Source organism: Variovorax sp. ISS6 (assembly GCF_056523145.1).
Map to the genome: position 1 here is coordinate 165,301 of NZ_JAWRZC010000001.1, position 16,241 is coordinate 181,541.

The 16,241-nt window shown below is 68.6% G+C and carries 15 protein-coding genes; 4 read left to right on the plus strand and 11 right to left on the minus strand.

Features of this window, described 5'->3' with window-relative positions:
* Positions 1 to 21: 21 nt before the first annotated feature.
* From AC1HIL_RS00790 to AC1HIL_RS00810, 5 genes are all read right to left on the minus strand, one after another.
* Positions 22 to 1,269 carry a glutamate carboxypeptidase gene (locus AC1HIL_RS00790; protein ID WP_057596577.1) on the minus strand — a complete coding sequence of 416 codons (1,248 nt, stop codon included), beginning with the start codon at positions 1,267 to 1,269 and terminating at the stop codon, positions 22 to 24.
* A 132-nt stretch (positions 1,270 to 1,401) separates the two neighbouring features.
* A complete protein-coding gene (locus tag AC1HIL_RS00795; RefSeq protein ID WP_431510559.1) occupies positions 1,402 to 2,586 on the minus strand; it encodes an acetyl-CoA C-acyltransferase in 1,185 nt (394 codons plus the stop codon).
* A 156-nt stretch (positions 2,587 to 2,742) separates the two neighbouring features.
* Positions 2,743 to 4,563, minus strand: coding sequence for a bifunctional isocitrate dehydrogenase kinase/phosphatase (gene aceK, locus AC1HIL_RS00800; RefSeq protein WP_479670932.1), 1,821 nt, complete (start codon positions 4,561 to 4,563; stop codon positions 2,743 to 2,745).
* Between the two features lie 22 nt (positions 4,564 to 4,585).
* Complete coding sequence (can, locus tag AC1HIL_RS00805) at positions 4,586 to 5,308, minus strand: carbonate dehydratase (protein ID WP_057596580.1); 723 nt, start codon at positions 5,306 to 5,308, stop codon at positions 4,586 to 4,588.
* Positions 5,309 to 5,366: 58 nt separating this feature from the next.
* Positions 5,367 to 5,810: a MerR family transcriptional regulator gene (locus AC1HIL_RS00810; protein ID WP_057596581.1), complete on the minus strand. Its 444-nt coding sequence runs from the start codon at positions 5,808 to 5,810 to the stop codon at positions 5,367 to 5,369.
* 126 nt (positions 5,811 to 5,936) lie between these two features.
* Here AC1HIL_RS00810 and AC1HIL_RS00815 point away from each other — a divergent pair, with 126 nt between their 5' ends.
* The 4 genes from AC1HIL_RS00815 to AC1HIL_RS00830 all read left to right on the plus strand — a co-directional run bounded on the left by AC1HIL_RS00815 (position 5,937) and on the right by AC1HIL_RS00830 (position 10,151).
* A complete protein-coding gene (locus AC1HIL_RS00815; protein WP_479670933.1) occupies positions 5,937 to 6,998 on the plus strand; it encodes an MBL fold metallo-hydrolase in 1,062 nt (353 codons plus the stop codon).
* A 50-nt stretch (positions 6,999 to 7,048) separates the two neighbouring features.
* A complete protein-coding gene (locus tag AC1HIL_RS00820) occupies positions 7,049 to 8,350 on the plus strand; it encodes a leucine-rich repeat-containing protein kinase family protein (RefSeq protein ID WP_479672458.1) in 1,302 nt (433 codons plus the stop codon).
* Positions 8,347 to 9,279, plus strand: a complete 933-nt coding sequence (locus AC1HIL_RS00825) for a pseudouridine synthase (protein WP_479670934.1) — start codon at positions 8,347 to 8,349, stop codon at positions 9,277 to 9,279. The genes AC1HIL_RS00820 and AC1HIL_RS00825 overlap by 4 nt, the downstream gene beginning before the upstream one ends.
* A gap of 95 nt (positions 9,280 to 9,374) precedes the next feature.
* Positions 9,375 to 10,151 carry an SDR family oxidoreductase gene (locus tag AC1HIL_RS00830; RefSeq protein ID WP_203203037.1) on the plus strand — a complete coding sequence of 259 codons (777 nt, stop codon included), beginning with the start codon at positions 9,375 to 9,377 and terminating at the stop codon, positions 10,149 to 10,151.
* A 631-nt stretch (positions 10,152 to 10,782) separates the two neighbouring features.
* Here the strand turns inward: AC1HIL_RS00830 and AC1HIL_RS00835 are convergent.
* From AC1HIL_RS00835 to glyS, 6 genes are read right to left on the minus strand one after another with little or no spacing between them, the layout of a single operon-like run.
* Positions 10,783 to 11,787 (minus strand): M48 family metallopeptidase, encoded by a 1,005-nt coding sequence (locus tag AC1HIL_RS00835; protein ID WP_413764606.1) that lies wholly within the window; start codon positions 11,785 to 11,787, stop codon positions 10,783 to 10,785.
* Between the two features lie 55 nt (positions 11,788 to 11,842).
* On the minus strand, positions 11,843 to 12,634 hold the full coding sequence (locus tag AC1HIL_RS00840; protein ID WP_057596586.1) for a lysophospholipid acyltransferase family protein: 792 nt from the start codon (positions 12,632 to 12,634) through the stop codon (positions 11,843 to 11,845).
* Positions 12,634 to 13,215 carry a D-glycero-beta-D-manno-heptose 1,7-bisphosphate 7-phosphatase gene (gmhB, locus tag AC1HIL_RS00845; RefSeq protein WP_172705816.1) on the minus strand — a complete coding sequence of 194 codons (582 nt, stop codon included), beginning with the start codon at positions 13,213 to 13,215 and terminating at the stop codon, positions 12,634 to 12,636. Before gmhB ends, AC1HIL_RS00840 begins: the two co-directional genes overlap by 1 nt.
* Entirely contained in the window at positions 13,212 to 13,748 is a 537-nt protein-coding gene (locus AC1HIL_RS00850) for a DUF6036 family nucleotidyltransferase (protein ID WP_093348278.1), read from the minus strand. The genes gmhB and AC1HIL_RS00850 overlap by 4 nt, the downstream gene beginning before the upstream one ends.
* Positions 13,745 to 14,074 carry a hypothetical protein gene (locus tag AC1HIL_RS00855; protein WP_261217264.1) on the minus strand — a complete coding sequence of 110 codons (330 nt, stop codon included), beginning with the start codon at positions 14,072 to 14,074 and terminating at the stop codon, positions 13,745 to 13,747. Before AC1HIL_RS00855 ends, AC1HIL_RS00850 begins: the two co-directional genes overlap by 4 nt.
* A 28-nt stretch (positions 14,075 to 14,102) precedes the next feature.
* Positions 14,103 to 16,235, minus strand: coding sequence for a glycine--tRNA ligase subunit beta (gene glyS, locus AC1HIL_RS00860; protein ID WP_479670935.1), 2,133 nt, complete (start codon positions 16,233 to 16,235; stop codon positions 14,103 to 14,105).
* Positions 16,236 to 16,241: the final 6 nt, after the last annotated feature.

Below are 16,241 nucleotides of genomic sequence, written 5' to 3' on the forward strand. Positions count from 1 at the left end.
CTCGTGTCGTTCTCGTCGTCGTTACTTGCCGGAACCCAGGTCCATGATCAGGCGGGCGGCCATGTACAGGCGGCGCGGGATCGCGCTGATGTCCACGTACTCGGCCTTGTCGCTGTGGTAGCCGAAGCCCGGCAGGCCCAGGCTCTCGATCACGGGCTTGCCCGACAGCGCCGCGTAGGCCGCGTCGGTGCCGCCGCCGGTGCGTTCTTCCACGCCCAGCGTGCCGCCGGCTTCCTTGTAGTAGCCCACCGCCTTGTCGACCAGCTTCCTGCCGCCTTCGCCGGCATTGAAGGCCGGGCGACCGCGCGTGACGATCACCTTCACGTCGGCATCGGGCAGCTTCTTCTGCTGCGCGCGCTCCTCGAGCGTCTTCATCGCGGCATCGAAGTCCTCGTTGCGCGCATAGCGCACGTCGGCGTTGAGCGTGGCGCTGGCCGGGATGATGTTCGAGACGTTGCCGGCCTTGGCGATGGTCCAGTTGAAGCGCAGGTTCTTCGACTTGTCGTCGATGCTCATGGTGCGCAGCACCAGGTCGGAGGCCTCGACCAGCGCGTTCACGCCGAGGTCGGGCGCGGCGCCCGCGTGCGAGGCCTTGCCGGTGATGTTGACCTGCACGTAGGCGATGCCCGAGGTGCCGAGCGAGAGCTTCTCGTCGCCGGCGCCGGTGGGCTCGAACGAGAGCACGTAGTCGGCCAGCTTGGCCTCTTCCTGGATCAGGTCGCGCGAGCCGAAGGAGCCTTTCTCCTCGTCGGTGTTGAACAGCACGGTGATGGTGCCGTAGTCGCGCACGCCGTAGTCCTTGAGCAGCTTGAGCGTGTGCAGGATCACGGCATTGCCGCCCTTGTCGTCGGCGATGCCGGGGCCGTAGGCCTTGTCGCCCTCGATGCGGAACGGCGCCTTGGCGAGCGTGCCCTTGAGGTAGACGGTGTCCATGTGCGACATCAGCAGCAGGTTCTTGCCGCCGCGGCCCTTGAGCTTGCCGACGATGTTGTCGCCCACCACCAGGCCGGCCGACTTGCTGCGCGTGACGGTGAAGCCCAGGTTCTTCAGTTCGGCCTCGAGGAAGTTGCCCGCCGCGGCGATGCCCTCGGCGTCGCCGGTGCCGGTCTCGATGTTGACCAGCTTCTCGAGCGTCTTGATGACGGCGGGCTGCTCGTCGGTGGCGGCCTGGAACAGCACGTTGTCGCGCTTCTGCGCCCAGGCGGCCGGCGCGAGCAGGGCGCCCGCGAGCACGGCGGCGATGACGTTGCGTGAATGAAAGGGACGCATGGGACCTCCTGCTTTTCTGCGATTCGTTCGGAAACTGGGAAAGACCGCCGGCAGCCGCCGCCGGCCGGCCGCCCCTTTGGGAAGGGCGGTAGGCGGCGGGCGGTTCGGGCCGGCGGACGGGCGCCGTACCTTTTACAGCAGTTCGAGCGCCACGGCGGTGCCTTCGCCGCCGCCGATGCACAGCGTGGCCACGCCGCGCTTCCTGCCTTGCGCCTTCAGCGCGTGGATCAGCGTGACCATGATGCGCGCGCCGCTGGCGCCGATCGGGTGGCCCAGCGCGCAGGCGCCGCCGTGGATGTTGACGCGGTCGTGCGACACGTCGAGCTCGTGCATCAGCGCCATCGGCACCACCGCGAAGGCCTCGTTGACCTCCCAGAGGTCCACGTCCTTGACGCTCCAGCCGGTCTTCTTGAACAGCTTGGCCACCGCGCCCACCGGCGCGGTCGAGAACCACTCGGGCTGCTGCGCGTGCGTGGCATGGCCGACGATGCGCGCGATCGGCTTCGCGCCGATCTTCTTCGCATGCGACTCGGTCATCATCACCAGCGCAGCGGCACCGTCGTTGATCGACGAGCTCGAGGCGGCGGTGATGGTCCCGTTCTCCTTCTTGAACGCCGGCTTGAGCGTCGGGATCTTGTCGAGCTTGACCTTGCCCGGGCCTTCGTCGATGGCGATCAGCGTGTCGCCGCCACGGCCCTTGACGGTGACCGGCACGATCTCGTCCTTGAACAGGCCGGTGTCGGTGGCCTTCTTGGCGCGCTCGACGCTGGCGATGGCGAAGGCATCCTGCTGCTCGCGCGTGAACTTGTACTTGGCCGCGCAGTCCTCGCCGAAAGTGCCCATCGAGCGGCCCGGCTGGTAGGCATCCTCGAGGCCGTCGAGCATCATGTGGTCGAAGATGCGGTCGTGGCCCATGCGGTAGCCGCCGCGGCCCTTGAGCATCAGGTAGGGCGCATTGGTCATGCTCTCCATGCCGCCGGCCACCATCACGTCGTGCGTGCCGGCCAGGAGCAGGTCGTGCGCGAGCATCGCGGCCTTCATGGCCGAGCCGCACATCTTGCTGAGCGTGACGGCGCCGGCGCTGTCGGGCAGGCCGCCCTTGTAGGCCGCCTGGCGCGCGGGCGCCTGGCCCTGGCCCGCCATCAGGCAGTTGCCGAACAGCACCTCGCCCACGCTGTCGGGCGCGATGCCGGCACGCTCGACGGCGGCCTTGATCGCGGCGCCGCCGAGGTCGTGCGCCGCGAGGGAGGAGAAGTCGCCCTGGAAGCTGCCCATGGGGGTGCGGGCGGCGCCGACGATGACGATGGATTCGGACATTTCAGTGCTCCTTGGAGTTGGAAAGGAAATCGGACTTCCGGACGCAGAGGACGCGAAGATTTCGCAGAGGACGCAAAAGAAGACATTCGAATGTCTTCATATCTCTTTCGCGCTCTTCGCGAAACCTTCGCGTCCTCTGCGTCCGGCTGTTGGTTTTCAGGAATGCGCCACCTGCTCCTCGTCGTGGAAGCGTTGCGACTCTTCGTACGGGAACACGTCCAGCATCTGGCCGGCCTGGATGCGTTCCTTGTGGTGCTGCCAGAAGGCGGCGTCGAGCAGGTCGGCGTGGTGCGCCATGAAGGCTTCGCGCACGTCCTTGTTGCCCAGCAGGAAGGGCTCGAAGGTCTCGGGGAACACGTCCTTCGGGCCGACCGAATACCAGACCTCGCCGCTCATCTCCTCTTCCTCGTTGCGCGGCGCGGGCACCTTGCGGAACTGGCAGTCGGTGATGTATTCGATCTCGTCGTAGTCGTAGAACACGACCTTGCCGCCGCGCGTGACGCCGAAGTTCTTCCACAGCATGTCGCCCGGGAAGATGTTGGCTGCCACCATGTCCTTGATCGCATTGCCGTATTCGATCACCGCCTGCTCGAGCTGCTCCCTGGCGCGCCTGGCCTGCGCCGGGCTCTCGGGATGCGCGAGCATGTCGAAAGCCTCCTGCAGGTAGATGTTCAACGGGATCATGCGGCGCTCGATGTAGACATGCTTGAGCACCAGCTCCATCTCCCCGTTGCCGTCGCGGTCGCCGATCTCGAGCTGGCTGGGCGCGAACTTGCGGATCTCCTCGATCAGCGCGGGCTCGAAGCGGTCGAGCGGAAAACCCACGTCGCTGTACTCGAGCGTGTCGGCCATGCGGCCCACGCGGTCGTGCTGCTTCACGAGCATGTACTTGCCCTTGATCTGCTCGCGCGTGGTGTCCTTCGGCGGCGGATAGAAATCCTTGATGACCTTGAACACGAACGGGAACGAGGGCAGGTCGAACACCAGCATCACCATGCCCTTGATGCCGGGCGCGATGCGGAAGCGGTCGCTCGAGTAGTTGAGGTGCGAGAGGAAGTCGCGGTAGAACAGCGTCTTGCCCTGCTTGGCGAGGCCCAGCGCGTTGTATATCTCGGCGCGCGGCTTGCGCGGCATCAGCGAGCGCAGGAACTGCACGCAGGCCGAGGGCACCTCCATGTCGACCATGAAGTAGGCGCGCGCGAAGCTGAACAGCATCTGCAGGTCGTCCTCGCCGAACAGCACCGCGTCGACGTGGAAGCGCCCCTGGCCGTCGTGCAGGATCGGCAGCGCGAACGCCAGCTCGACGAAGCCGTTCATGATCTTGCCGACCACGTAGGCGCCCTTGTTGCGGTAGAACAGCCCCGAGAGCACCTGCAGCTGGAAGTTGGCGCGCAGCTTGACCTGGTGGAAGCGCGCCTGCATCGCGTCCGCCACGCGCTCGGCATCGCGCCGCTTGTGGGCCCAGCTGCCGAGCAGCGCGAAGTCGTCGAGCATCTGCTCGATGTGGTCGGCCAGCGTGGCGTGCGCCGGGTAGTAGGCGCGGTAGGTGGGCATGCCGCGCGGCTCGATGTACTCGGTGCTGATCGCCGGGCGCACGAAGATGAAGTCGTTCTGGAAGTACGCGCGGTGCAGGATCTTGGTGGTGACCGAGTTGAAGAAGCTCTCGGCCAGCTCGGGCTGGTGGTGGTCGACCAGCAGGCCGATGTAGTGCAGCTTGACCTGGTGCCAGACGTCCATCGGCTGCTCGCCGGCCTTGAACTCCTTCTCGAGCCGCGCCACCGCCTCGCTCACGCGCAGGTCGTAGAACTCGATGCGCTCGCGCTGCGCGCGCTGCTGGCCGTGCCAGTCGGCGGTCTCGAAGCGGTGCTTGGCGCGCGACGACTCGGCCCGGAACAGCCTGTAATGGCGGTTGAAGCCGTCCATCATCGCCTTCGCGATGTCGTAGGCCAGCGGGGAGTCGAGGCGCTGCGGGAACATGGACCGGGGAGAAGGCGCGCCTTCAGCCGGCGGCGGGCGTCGGCGCCGCGGCGGGCTTGCCGGTGAGCCGGGTCACCAGCTCGCCGGGGCGGCTGTACTTGTGGCGCACGCGCTGCACCGCGGCCTTGTAGAGCGATTCGAGCGACTTGTCGCCTTCCACGCTCATGCCCAGGTCCTGCAGCAGGCCGTCGTGCACGCCGAAGGTCCAGCCGTGGATCGTGACCTTCTGGCCGCGGCTCCAGGCGTCGACCATCACCGTGCTGACGGCCACGTTGACCACCTGCTCGGCGACGTTGAGTTCGCACAGCGCGTCGGCGCGCACTTCTTCCGCGAAGCCGTCGAGCATCACGTGGTGGCGGTCGCGCACGTCCTGGATGTGGCGGATCCAGTTGTCGGCCAGGCCGATGCGGGTGCCGTTGAGCGCGGCCTTCACGCCCGCGCAGCCGTAGTGGCCCACCACCATGATGTGCTCGACCTTCAGGTGCTCGACCGCGAACTGGATCGCCGACAGCGCGTTGAGGTCGGAGTGCACCACGATGTTGGCCACGTTGCGGTGCACGAACACCTCGCCGGGCTCGAGGCCGGTGATCTGGTTGGCGGGCACGCGGCTGTCGGAGCAGCCGATCCACATGTAGCGCGGCGTCTGCTGCTTGACCAGGCTGGAGAAGAAACCAGGCCGGTCACGTTCCATCTGCGCGGACCAGGCGCGGTTGTGGGCGAAGAGGTCGTCGAGGGATTCGGACATGCGGGGATTGTCGGTGAGGTGGAGGGGATTCGATGCGGCGGCGCCCGGCGCCGGGCTCTCAGGCGGTGGCCTTGGCCGGTCGCGGTGGCCTGGTGGCCTTGGGCCTGGCGGCGGTTTCGGCCTTCTGCGCGCGCGCCAGCGCCGTCTGGCCCTTCTTTTCGTGAGCGCGCACTTCCGCGATATTGGCCTGCAGCTCGGCGAGCTGGCCCTCGAGCTGCGCGCGGTGGGCGCCCAGGATGCTGAGGAAGCGCTCGAGCTGCGGCACCGTGTCGCGCGGGCTGTCGTACATGTCGAGGATGTCCTTGGCCTCGGTCAGGCTCAGGCCCAGGCGCTTGGCGCGCAGCGTGAGCGTGAGCCGGGCCCGGTCGCGCGCGCTGTAGATGCGCTGCAGGCCCGCGCGCTCGGGCGTGAGCAGCCCCATGTCCTCGTAGAAGCGGATCGCCCGCGTCGTCAGGTCGAATTCCTTCGCGAGCTGGCTGATGGTGAAGGTTTGCGCTGGCATGAGGGCTTGTTCAAGGAACACGGGAGGCGCCGGGAAGGGGGCGTTGCGGGGGCGACAGCACATTTGCGCCGCGCTCTCTACAATGGTGCCCTCAACCCATGACGTTTACGTAAACGTCAATCCTACATGAATCTGCTCGAACGCGAACTCCACTACCCCCTCGGCGACACCCTGCCCGCCCCCGGCGAGGCCCTCGAAGTGGCGCCCGGCGTGCGCTGGATCCGGATGCGGCTGCCGTTCGCGCTCGACCACATCAACCTCTGGCTGCTGCGCGACAACTACCGCGGCGTCGAGGGCTGGACCGTGGTCGACTGCTGCATCTCGCGCGACGAGGCGCGGGCGCAGTGGGAGCAGGTGTTCGAGACCCAGCTGCAGGGCCTGCCGATCGTGCGCGTGATCGTCACCCACATGCATCCCGATCACATCGGCCTGGCCGACTGGCTGTGCAAGCGCTGGAACGTGCCGCTGTGGATCAGCTCCACCGACTACCACGTGGCGCGCGTGCTCTGCAGCAGCGGCGACACGCTCGCCGGCGGCGAGCATGCCGCGCGCTTCTTCAGCGCGCACGGCCTGGCCAACCCCGAGGCGCTCGACAAGATCCGCGGCCGCACCAACTACTACGCCAACATGGTGCCTTCGGTGCCCGAGAGCTTCGTGCGCATGCTCGACGGCGAGAGCATCGACATCGGCGGCCATGCCTGGCGCTGCATCAGCGGCTACGGCCATGCCCCCGAGCACATCGCGCTGTACTGCGACGATCTCAAGCTGCTGCTGGGCGGCGACATGATGCTGCCGCGCATCTCGACCAACGTGAGCGTGTACGCGGGCGAGCCCGAGGCGAATTCGCTGCGCCTGTTCCTCGACAGCATCGAGCGCTTCAAGTCGCTGCCCGCCGACACCCTCGGCCTGCCCGCGCACGGCAAGCCCTTCACCGGCATCCACCGCCGCGTCGAGCAGCTGCAGGAGCACCACCGCGACCGCCTGGCCGAGCTGCTCGAGGTCGCGCTGGCGCGGCCGATCACGGCCTTCGAGGGACTGCCGATCCTGTTCAAGCGCGAACTCGACCTGCACCAGATGACCTTCGCGATGGGCGAGACCGTGGCGCACCTGCACCTGCTCTGGTTCTCGGGGCAGGTGAAGCGCGAGCTGGGCGCGGACGGCATCTACCGCTTCGGCGCCCTGGCCTGAGTTCCGGCACAGCGCGGCGCACGGCCGCGCATAGACTCGCGGGCATGAACATGTCGCACACGCTGGCCGATCTGCGCGCGGGCCGGCTGACGGGCGCCACGCGGCTCGACCTGAGCTGCGGCCTCGAGGAATTTCCGCGCGAAGTTTTCGAGCTGGCCGACACGCTCGAGGTGCTGAACCTCACGGGCAATGCGCTCGACCGCCTGCCCGACGACCTGGGCCGGCTGCACCGGCTGCGCGTGCTGTTCTGCTCCGACAACCGCTTCACGCGGCTGCCCGAATCGATCGGCGACTGCGCGAACCTCGACATCGTCGGCTTCAAGGCCAACCGCATCGCCGAGGTGCCGGCCGCGTCGCTCGCGCCCTCGCTGCGCTGGCTGATCCTGACCGACAACGCGATCGAGCGCCTGCCCGACACGCTGGGCGACTGCACGCGCATGCAGAAGCTGATGCTCGCGGGCAACCGCCTGAGCAGCCTGCCCGAGACGCTGGCCGGCTGCACGCGGCTCGAGCTGCTGCGCATCTCCGCCAACCGCTTCGCGGCGCCGCCCGGCTGGCTGTGGTCGATGCCGCGGCTGTCGTGGCTGGCCGCCGCGGGCAATGCCTTCGATGCACGCGAGGAGGAGGCCGCGGCGATCGCGCCCGCGGTGCCGCGCATCGACTGGCACGCGCTGCAACTGGGCACACGGCTCGGCGAAGGCGCCTCGGGCGTGATCCACGAGGCGCTGCTGAACGAGCGGGAGCCGGTCGCGGTCAAGCTCTTCAAGGGGGCCGTCACCAGCGACGGCTGGCCGCGCAGCGAGCTCGCGGCCAGCATCGCGGCCGGCGCGCACGCCACCCTGATCGGCGCGCAGGGCCGCATCGACGGCCATCCCGAGGGCACGCAGGGCCTGGTGATGGCGCGCGTGCCGGCGTCGTTCCGCACGCTCGCGGGGCCGCCGAGCCTGGCCTCGTGCACGCGCGACGTCTATGCCGACGACGCCCGCTGGTCCGCAGGCACCGCGCTGCGCATCGCGCGCGACATCGCCGCGGCGATGCGGCACATGCATGCGCGCGGCCTGGTGCATGGCGACCTCTATGCGCACAACATCCTCTGGCATCCCGAAGACGGCGCGCGCCTGGGCGACTTCGGCGCCGCCTGGCTCGCCGATGCGCTGCCCGCCGGCGACGCGGCGCGCGCGCGGCAACTGGAGGTGCGCGCCTTCGGCTGCCTGCTCGAGGAACTGGCCGCGCGCTGCGATGAACCGCCTCCTGCGATGACGGCGCTGCGCGATCGCTGCCTGCAGCCCGAGGTGGCCTCGCGCCCTTCGGCCGCGGAGATCGCCGCGCTGCTCGAAGAGACTCTCGCATGAGCCGCGGCCGCCTCGCCCATCCGCCGCTGCCGATGCGCGACGGCGTGAGCGCGAGCTGCGTCGGCCTGCCGACCGAGGACCACTGGCCGACCATTGCCGACTTCCTGATCGCGCGCTTCACCGCGATCGCACCCGAGGCCTGGATGCAGCGCATCCGCGACGGCGAGGTGGTCGACGAGCACGGCGTGCCCGTCACGCCCGAGCGCCGCTACCAGGCGCCGCTGCGCGTCTTCTACTACCGCGCGCTCGACACCGAGCCGGCGATCCCGTTCGAGGAGCAGGTGCTGTACCGCGACGAGCACCTGCTGGTGGTCGACAAGCCGCACTTCGTGCCGGTCACGCCCACCGGCAAGTACCTGCACCACAGCCTGCTGGTGCGGCTCAAGCGCAAGCTCGGCATCGAGGCGCTGTCGCCGCTGCACCGCATCGACCGCAGCACCGCGGGCCTGGTGCTGTTCTCCGTGCGGCCCGAGACACGCGGCGCCTACCAGACCATGTTCGCGCGGCGCACGGTGCACAAGGACTACGAGGCGATCGTGCCGCTGCCCGGCGGCGAGGCCGCCGCGGCCGCGCTGCCGTCCGTCTACCGCAGCCGGCTGGTCGACGACGCGCACTTCATGCAGGTGAAGGAAGCGCCCGGCGAGCCCAACTCCGAGACCGGCATCGCGGTGCTGAAGGCGTTCGACGGGCTCGCGCACCTCGCGCTCTCGCCGGTCACGGGCCGGCGGCACCAGTTGCGCGTGCATTGCCTGGCGCTGGGCATGCCGATCGTGAACGACCCCTTCTATCCGGTGCTGACGCCGGTCGACACCGACGACTTCGAGCGGCCGCTGCAACTGCTGGCGCGCTCCATCGCCTTCACCGATCCCCTGACCGGCGAACCGCGCCGCTTCGACAGCCAGCTGCGCCTGCTGCTGGCGCCAAGGTGACGCCCGCGGCGCGACGCCGGCACTAAGCTGCGGCCTCCGGCTGCCCTTGCCTTTCCTCCATCGGGCGGCCCCACGCACACCAGGAGACGCCGCACATGGACACCACCCGACTCTTCTCGCTCCAGGGCCGCACCGCCCTCATCACCGGCGGCTCGCGCGGCATCGGCCGCATGATCGCCGAGGGCTATCTCGCGCAGGGCGCGCGGGTCTACATCTCGGCGCGCAAGGCCGAGGCCTGCGACCAAACGGCCAAGGAGCTGTCGGCCTTCGGGCATTGCGTGTCGCTGCCGGCCGACGTGTCGACGCTCGAAGGGGCGCAGGCGCTGGTCGATGCGTTCGCGAAGCATGAGTCGTCGCTGGACATCCTGGTCAACAACGCCGGTGCCGCCTGGGGGGCGCCCTATGCGGAGTTTCCGGAGAGCGGGTGGGACAAGGTGGTCGACCTGAACCTCAAGACGCCGTTCTTCCTGACGCAGGCGTTGACGCCGTTGCTGAAGAAGGCGGCCGCGGGTGGCGATCACCTGGCGAAGGTGATCAACATCGCTTCGATCGACGGGATCTCGGTGAATCCGCAGGAGACCTACTCGTACGCGGCGAGCAAGGCGGGGCTGATCCAACTCACGCGGCGCATGGCGCTGCGGCTGGCACAGGACGGGATCGTGGTGAGTGCGATTGCGCCGGGGGCCTTTGCTTCGAGCATGAACAAGGATGCCCGGGACCATGGGGATGAGATCAAGGGGCGGATTCCGGCGGGGCGGATCGGGAAGCCTGAGGACATGGCGGGGGCGGCGATTTATCTGGCTTCGGATGCGGGGGACTATGTGATGGGGTCTACGTTGGTTGTCGATGGGGGGGTGACGCACGCTCGCTGAGTTGATGCTGCTTTTTTGTTGAGGCTGTTGGCCGGGTCTCGCCCCGGCGGGCGAGTCACTTTCTCTTGTCTCGCCAAGAGAAAGTAACCAAAGAGAAGGCGACCCCGCTGTCTGTGTCCCTCCGCTTCGCTGCGGGCAACCTGCGGTGCTCGGAGAAAGCGGGGGTCCGCAGAACTCGCTGCACTTCGTTCCGCTCAGACAGCTGCGGCCCTTATCCCGCTTTCCCCTGCGCTCCTCGGCACAGCCAGAGGGGACTAGGGTCAACGCGCCGTGGCGCGTCCTTGTGTGGGGAGTGCGCATGCGTAGGCCCTGGCTCTTCCACTGAGGCCGAGCGAAGCGAAGGCCCGAAGGGTCTGCTGGGCCGAGCATCGCGATGGCCCGACCCACCCCCTCTGGCTGCGCCGAGGAGCGCAGCGTTTCGCGGATAAGGGCTCGCAGCTGTTTGAGCGGAACGAAGTGGAGCGAGTTCTGCGAGACCCCGCGAAACGCGAGCACCGCAGGTTGCCCGCAGCGAAGCGGAGGGTCGCAGACAGTGGGTCGCCTTTTCTTTGGTTACTTTCTTTTGGCGAAGCAAAAGAAAGTGACTCGCCCGCCGGGGCGAGACCCGGCCGACAGCCTAAAAAAAGAAAACTCACCCCCACCGAGGCACAGCCTCATCCTTCAACTGCTGCCTCAACACATCGTAATCCGGCACCACGCTTTCAACGGTCTCCCAGAACCGATGCGAGTGATCCATCACCCGCAGATGCGCCAACTCATGCGCCACCACATAGTCGATCACCGACAACCGAAAGTGGATCAACCGCCAGTTCAGCCGAATCGACCCATCCGCACTCGCACTCCCCCACCGCGTCGCCGCATTCGACAACGACAGCTTCGCCCACCGCACCCCCAGCAGCGGCGCGAAGTGATCGAGCCGCTCGATGAACAGCTTGCGTGCCTGCCGCATCAGCCAGGCCTGCGCCGCATCGCGGATCTGCGACGGCTCGGCGTTCTGCGCCACGGCCAGCCGCAGCAGCCGCGGACCCGTGCCGTCGCCCGCATCGAGCGCCCCGCCCACGCCCTCGAAGCCATGCTTCGGATCGAGCCGCACCACCACCGGCTCACCCAGGAAAGGAAAGCCCGCGCCGTCCTTCCAGTCGATGCGCGTGGCCTCGACGCGCGCGTGGCGCTGCTGCGTCTCGGCGAGCTTGCGCAGGATCCAGTCGCCCTTCTCGCGGATCGCTGCATCGACGTCGCGCAGCGCGACCCAGCGCGGCGCGCGCACCGACAGGCCTTCGGCGCCGACGACGAAGCCGATGGTGCGGCGCTTGCCGCGCTTGAATTCGTAGGCGACGCGCGCCGCGCCCAGCATCAGCTCGCGCGAGGCCTGCGGATGCACGAAGCTCGCGGGCGCCAGGGTGTCGGCCAGCGGCACGGCCGGACGCGGGTCCTCGACCAGCGGCACCGTGGTGGTGGGCACGGCCACCACCGGCGGCACCGCGAAGGGCAGCGCGTCGGGCACGAGGCTGCCGGGCTGGCGCGCGCGCGGCCGTGCCGGGCCCGGGCTCTTGCGGGCGCGCGGCGCGGCGGGCGGCGGCGCGGCCACGGCGCCATCGCCGAACAGGTCCAGCGCCAGCTGCATCAGCTCCCGCATGCTCGATGTCCGGTGATCGACAAGAAAGAAACGACGGTCGAAGGCGCGAACGCCTTCAACCCACCTTCTCGACCGCGGCGCCGCCGGCCACGCCACCGGTGGCATCGGCATCGCGGTACGCCTCGGGATCGAGGCGGTGCATCTCGGCCTCGATCCAGGCCTCGACCTCGCGCATCAGCTCGTCGGGCTTGCGTCCGGCGCTCGAGATCGGCACGCCGATCGACACGTCGACCACGCCGGAGCGCTTGATGAAGGCCTTGCGCGGCCAGACCTTGGCCGAGGTCACGGCGATCGGGATCACGGGCACGCCGGTCTCGCAGGCCAGGCGCGTGCCGCCGCTCTTGTAGGTGCCCTTCTGGCCGCGCGGGATGCGCGTGCCCTCGGGGAACATGATGATCCAGATGCCCTGCGCGAGCAGCTTGCGGCCCTGGCTCACCACCTTGTTGAAGGCCTGGGCACGCTGGCTGCGGTCGATGTGGATCATGTCGAGCCGGCCCATGGCCCAGCCGAAGAAGGGCACGTAGAGCAGCTCCTTCTTGAACACGTAGGCCAGCGGATGCGGCATCAGCGTGGGCATCAGGAAGGTCTCGAGCGTGGACTGGTGCTTGACCAGCAGGATCGCGCCCGCGAGCTTGTCGGCCGGCAGGTTCTCCATGCCGCTCACGCGCAGCCGGATGCCCAGGAGCGCGCGCGCGCCGCTGCCGACGGCCCAGGAGAGCCAGCGCGCCGCCATCCAATAGAGCGGTATGCCGCGCATCCAGATCGAGCACACCAGCATGATGATCGCCCAGGGGACGACGGTGACGAACATCCACAGCGCGTGGAGAACGGAACGGAGCAACGCCATCAGAGAGCCACCTGCATGGATTCGGCCCGCGCCTCGCGCGCGAGCAGGAAGTCGACGAAAGCGGCGAGGTCTTCGTGCACCCTCGTGTCCGCCGGATATTCGGGAGGCAGCGGATCGAAGCCGCGGCAGGCCGCGCCCATGCCGGTCAGCAGCAGGTGCGGTTCGCAGCCGGCGGCCGCGCCGGCCTGCAGGTCGCGCAGGCTGTCGCCCGCGGTGGGCACGCCCGCCAGGTCGATGCCGAAGCGGTCGCCGATCTGCTGGAACAGGCCCGGCTTGGGCTTGCGGCATTCGCAGTCCTCGTCGGGGCTGTGCGGGCAATAGAACACCGCATCGACACGCCCGCCCACGGCCGCGAGCATCTTGTGCATCTTGGCGTGCATCGCATTGAGCGAGGCCATGTCGAACAGGCCGCGCCCCAGCCCCGACTGGTTCGACGCGATCACCACGTGCCAACCCGCATGGTTGAGCCGCGCCACGGCCTCGAGCGCACCGGGCAGCGGCGTCCACTCGGTGTCGCTCTTCACGAAGTCTTCGCGGTGCACGTTGATCGTGCCGTTGCGGTCGAGGATCACGAGTTTCATGGAGGTGTTCCTTCAGACTCCAGCTTGCGTCGCTTCACCCAGGCGACCAGATGCGGCAGCGGGTACTTCGCCGCGTCCAGCATGCCGATGCGCTGCACCAGCGTATCGAGCGATACCAGGTCCTGCTTCAACAGCTCGCGCACGAAATCGGCGTCCTTCTCGCGACCGGCCACGCACTTGGAGACGACCAGGTCGTGCAGTTCCGGACAGATGGCCGTGATCTCGCCGACGTAGTGCAGGCTGGCACGACTCATCCAGTCGCCGGGCATGACGGCGGTCTCGGGCCCGACACCATCGGCGAAATAACCGAAGGTCTCGTGAAAGCTCGAGTGCATACCGATCGCACCGTCGATCAGATCGGCGCGCTCCGGATGCAGCGCGGGGTAGAGATCGATTTCGCGCGATACCAGCAGCGACTCGGGCGGTTGATCGAGCAGCAGCAACACGGCCTGACTGCCGACGACCACAAAAGAACTTTCTTTCGAGATCGCCGCGGAAGCGCGCAATACATGCTGCAGTTCTTCGAGCTTCATGGGGTCGCGGCCTGCTCGCGCGCCTGCTTGAGCAATGCCATTCGTTCGACCTGCGAGACGAGGCCGCCGAGTGGCGACACGCTGCGCATGAGCTGTCCATGCTCGGACTCGACGAGCGCGGCATCTTCGAGCACGCCGGCATCGCCGGCGAGAAGACGCTCCCACTCGTCCCACAGCACGTCGGAGCGCGTGGGGCCCGACTGCTGGCGCCACCGTTCGAGGGTGCGGCGGGCCTGCTCGCGCAATGCGGGCTCCTGGCGCAGCACCGCCACCGCCCGCTGGTGCAGGGCGAGGGAGAACTGATCCAGTTGCTGTTGGCGGTTCATGCGCGATCGGATTATCGAGCGACGGTCTTCAGACAGCCAGCCGCTCGAGCTGCGCCACGCGGTTCATCGCGGCATGCAGCGACATCAGCAGCCCCAGCCGGTTGAGCCGCAGGTCGGCCTGCTCGGCATTGACCATCACGCCGTCGAAGAAGGCATCGACCGGTTCGCGCAACGCGGCCAGGGTCTGCAGCGAGGCGGTGTAGTCGCCGGCATCGAACTGGGCGTTGGCGGCGGGCACCACCTGCGCCATGGCGGCATGCAGCGCCTTCTCGGCGGGCTCCTGCAGCAGCAGCTCGCTGACGTGGGCGTCGGCCTCGGGGGCCTTCTTGAGGATGTTGCCGATGCGCTTGTTGGCCGCAGCCAGCGCGGCGGCGGCGGGCAGCACGGCGAAGGCGCGCACGGCGGCGAGCAGCTTGGGCACCTGGCCCAGGCGCTGCGGGCGCGGGGCCAGCACGGCATCGACTTCCTGCGCGCTGGCGCCCTGCTCGCGCAGGCTGCCGGCGAGGCGGTCGAGGATGAAGTCCTGCAGCTCGACCGTGGCCTTGGAGGCATCGAAGTCGGCGATGTCCTTGAACTGCGCGGCGGCCTCGGCCAGCAGCGCGTCGAGGTCCAGCGGCAGGTTCTTCTCGATCAGCATGCGGATCGTGCCGAGCGCATGGCGGCGCAGCGCGAACGGATCGCGGTCGCCGGTGGGCAGGTTGCCGATGCCGAACATGCCGACCAGGGTCTCGAGCTTGTCGGCCAGCGCGACCACCAGGCCCACGCTGTTGCGCGGCAGTTCGTCGCCCGCGAAGCGCGGCTTGTAGTGGTCCTCGATGGCATCGGCCACGGCCGCGTCGAGGCCGTCGTGCAGCGCGTAGTAGCGGCCCATGATGCCCTGCAGCTCGGGGAACTCGCCGACCATGTCGGTCACGAGGTCGGCCTTGGCCAGCTGGGCGGCCTGCACGGCCTGGCGCGCCACGTTGGCATCGCCGAGCTTCTCGGCGATGGCGCGCGCGATGCGCATCACGCGTTCCACGCGCTCGCCCTGGGTGCCGAGCTTGTTGTGATAGACCACCTTGCCCAGCGATGCGACGCGCGAGGCCAGCGTCTTCTTGCGGTCCTGGTCGAAGAAGAACTTGGCGTCGGCCAGGCGCGGGCGCACCACGCGCTCGTTGCCGCCGATGACGGCGCTGGCATCGTCGGGGCTGATGTTGCTGACGACCAGGAACCGGTTGGTGAGCTTGCTCGACGCATCGAGCAGCGGGAAGTACTTCTGGTTCGCCTTCATCGTGAGGATCAGGCATTCCTGCGGCACCTCGAGGAATTCGCGCTCGAAGCTGCAGACCAGCACGTTGGGGCGCTCGACCAGCGCCGTCACCTCGTCGAGCAGCGCGTCGTCGTGGATCGGCACCGAGCCGCCGCCGACCTGGACCGCGGCCGCGGCGAGCTGGCGCGCGATCTCGGCGCGGCGCGCCTCGAAGCTCGCGATCACCGCGCCTTCGTCGCGCAGCTGCAGCGCGTAGCTGTCGGCATTGCGCAGCACCACGGGATCGACCGCGGCCTCGAAGCGGTGGCCATGCGTTTCGCGGCCAGCCTTGAGGCCCAGCGCCTCGATCGCCACCACGGCATCGCCGTGCAGCGCGACCAGGCCGTGCGCGGGGCGCACGAAGCTCACGCTGCTCCAGCCCGGCAGCTCGCAGCCGCTCTCGAGCTGGTAGCTCATGACCTTCGGGATCGGCAGCTTGGCGATGGCTTCGGCCAGCGCCTTCTGCAGGCCCTCGGCCAGAGTGGCGCCCTTGGCGGTGCTCTCGTAGAACAGGGCTTCGGCCTTGCCGTCCATGGCGCGCTTGAGGCCGGGCACGGCCGAGGCGTCGGCGCCGAGCGCGCCCAGGCGCTTGAGCAGCGCGGGCGTGGGCTGGCCCGAGGCATCGAGCCCCACGGCCACGGGCATCAGCTTCTGCGAGACGGCCTTGTCGGCGGCGCGCTCGGCCACGTGCGTGAGGTGCGCGGCCAGGCGGCGCGGCGAGGCGAAGGGCGTGAGCACCGAGCCGGCCTCGGCCAGGCCCTGGGCCACGAGCTGTTCGCGCAGCACGCCCGCGAAGGCCTCGCCGAGCTTCTTCAGCGCCTTCGGCGGCAGTTCTTCGACAAACAGTTCAACCAGCAGGGAGGTCTTGTTCATGGGGGT

Excerpts from the sequence above, each read along its gene's own strand:
- AC1HIL_RS00790 (WP_057596577.1), bottom strand. The coding sequence starts at position 1,269 with ATGCGTCCCTTTCATTCACGCAACGTCATCGCCGCCGTGCTCGCGGGC.
- AC1HIL_RS00795 (WP_431510559.1), bottom strand. The coding sequence starts at position 2,586 with ATGTCCGAATCCATCGTCATCGTCGGCGCCGCCCGCACCCCCATGGGC.
- aceK (WP_479670932.1), bottom strand. The coding sequence starts at position 4,563 with ATGTTCCCGCAGCGCCTCGACTCCCCGCTGGCCTACGACATCGCGAAG.
- can (WP_057596580.1), bottom strand. The coding sequence starts at position 5,308 with ATGTCCGAATCCCTCGACGACCTCTTCGCCCACAACCGCGCCTGGTCC.
- AC1HIL_RS00810 (WP_057596581.1), bottom strand. The coding sequence starts at position 5,810 with ATGCCAGCGCAAACCTTCACCATCAGCCAGCTCGCGAAGGAATTCGAC.
- AC1HIL_RS00815 (WP_479670933.1), top strand. The coding sequence starts at position 5,937 with ATGAATCTGCTCGAACGCGAACTCCACTACCCCCTCGGCGACACCCTG.
- AC1HIL_RS00820 (WP_479672458.1), top strand. The coding sequence starts at position 7,049 with ATGTCGCACACGCTGGCCGATCTGCGCGCGGGCCGGCTGACGGGCGCC.
- AC1HIL_RS00825 (WP_479670934.1), top strand. The coding sequence starts at position 8,347 with ATGAGCCGCGGCCGCCTCGCCCATCCGCCGCTGCCGATGCGCGACGGC.
- AC1HIL_RS00830 (WP_203203037.1), top strand. The coding sequence starts at position 9,375 with ATGGACACCACCCGACTCTTCTCGCTCCAGGGCCGCACCGCCCTCATC.
- AC1HIL_RS00835 (WP_413764606.1), bottom strand. The coding sequence starts at position 11,787 with ATGCGGGAGCTGATGCAGCTGGCGCTGGACCTGTTCGGCGATGGCGCC.
- AC1HIL_RS00840 (WP_057596586.1), bottom strand. The coding sequence starts at position 12,634 with ATGGCGTTGCTCCGTTCCGTTCTCCACGCGCTGTGGATGTTCGTCACC.
- gmhB (WP_172705816.1), bottom strand. The coding sequence starts at position 13,215 with ATGAAACTCGTGATCCTCGACCGCAACGGCACGATCAACGTGCACCGC.
- AC1HIL_RS00850 (WP_093348278.1), bottom strand. The coding sequence starts at position 13,748 with ATGAAGCTCGAAGAACTGCAGCATGTATTGCGCGCTTCCGCGGCGATC.
- AC1HIL_RS00855 (WP_261217264.1), bottom strand. The coding sequence starts at position 14,074 with ATGAACCGCCAACAGCAACTGGATCAGTTCTCCCTCGCCCTGCACCAG.
- glyS (WP_479670935.1), bottom strand. The coding sequence starts at position 16,235 with ATGAACAAGACCTCCCTGCTGGTTGAACTGTTTGTCGAAGAACTGCCG.